The sequence below is a fragment of the Streptomyces silaceus genome (assembly GCF_001419745.1).
Taxonomy (GTDB): Bacteria; Actinomycetota; Actinomycetes; order Streptomycetales; family Streptomycetaceae; genus Streptomyces; species Streptomyces silaceus.
Genome location: NZ_LIRJ01000689.1, coordinates 1 through 1,570 on the forward strand (window position 1 = coordinate 1; position 1,570 = coordinate 1,570).

Genomic DNA, 1,570 nt, shown 5'->3' on the forward strand with positions numbered 1-1,570 from the left:
CGGGACCGGCCCGGGGCCGGTGACCCACGTGTCCAAGCCGTCGTACGGCGGCCCCAGGCGCCGCAGTTGGGCGTGGTGCACGCCGTCCGTGATGACGAGCGCGGCGCCGCTGTCCTGAAGGAAGTGGGCCAGGTCGGCGTCGGAGGAGCGCGGGTTGAGCGGGACGCCGACCATCCCGGCCCGCAGGACGGCGAGGCAACTCTCCACCGCCTCCACGCAGTTGCCCAGGACGATCGCGACCCGGTCGCCCGGGCGGAGTTCCGTCTGGGTGAGCCGCGCGGCCAGCGCGCGGGTGCGGGCCTCCAGTTCGGCGTACGTGACGCGGCGCGCGGAGTCGGCGTAGGCGATCCGGCCCGGCGCGTGCTCGGCGTGCTCCTTCAACAGCTCCGCAACCGGCCGGATCAGCTCGTCACGCCCCATGTCCCCGCCCTTTCAAGTCCTGCGCACCCCAACGATGTTGAGCCTACGCGGGAGGTGCCGCTCCGGGCGTGGAGCCCGTGGGCGGTGGGCAGGGCGTGTCAGCGCAGTCGTCTGGCCTTGTGCGAGCGGACCTTGAGGCGCACGTCGGCGGTCAGGGGNNCGCGCAGCCGGCCGGCCCGTACCTGCGCCGTCGCCCAGGCCAGGAACAGCAGCGTGCCCAGCGCCAGCGCGGTGATCACCAGTGGGGTCCACCAGCCCTGGTCGCGCCACCGGCCGAGGTCGCCCTCGTCGAGCCACACCCGGTCGCCGGGGAGGTGGGGCCAGCCGGACGGCACCCGGTCGCGCACGAGGTCCGTCGCGGACGCCAGGACGGCGCCCGAGGCGAGCAGTGCCGCGCCAGCGCAGGCCAGGGCCGTGCGGTTGAGACAGGTACGGAGCCGGTCCATCAGTCTGTGCTCCTTTCCGGTGCGGGGTCCGGGTTCGGCTGGGGTGCGGGGCCGTCCGGGGCGGGGTGAGGAACGGCGTTGTCCGGGTCCGGCTTCGCCGCGCCGATGTCCGCGCCCGGCAGGGGCGCGGGCGCCCCCGCATCCGGCCGAGGCGCGCCCACGACCGCGCCGCCCGCGTCCGGCGGCCCGGGAGCGCGCCAGTCCGGCTCGGCGCGCAGTCGTACGCGCAGCCGCGGCGGCCGGGCCAGACCGCAGTCCGCGAGGGCCCGCTCCGCCGCCTCGGTCAACTCGTCGCGCCTCACGTCGAGTTCGCCGAACGTGAGCCCGGCCCGCACGCGTGCCCTGCGGCGACCCACGTCGACCCGCACGTGCGTGACCCCGGGCAGCTCCGAGACGGCGTCCCGCAGCAGCGCCGCCACCGCGTCCCGGTCCAGGACCGCGCGCACGCCCGGCAGCGGCTCCCGCATCGGGAGCCGGCGACGCCTGCCCGGTGTGAGGGCGAGCACCAGCAGCCACACACCGAGCGCGAACACGGCGAGCGCCGACACGGCGCCGGGCCACAGGCCGCTGTCCGGGCCGTGCGCGGAGAGCCAGTCCAGCGTCGACGTCCGCCACCGAGCGGGCGTCCGCCCGGCGGCGTGCACGGACAGCACGTCGTACAGGAGCAGACCGCAGAGCCCGGCGACGGCGAGCGCGGCCACGGC

2 protein-coding genes are annotated in these 1,570 nt (G+C 76.8%); both read right to left on the reverse strand.

Annotation, left to right across the window (positions count from 1 at the left end):
* Positions 1–420 (reverse strand): AMP-binding protein (locus tag AOK22_RS38685; protein WP_157872435.1); only part of this gene is annotated, 420 nt, incomplete at its 3' end.
* Between the two features lie 445 nt (positions 421–865).
* Positions 866–1,570, reverse strand: a 705-nt coding sequence (locus tag AOK22_RS43825) for a DUF6286 domain-containing protein (protein WP_279617116.1), incomplete at its 5' end; no start/stop codon positions are given.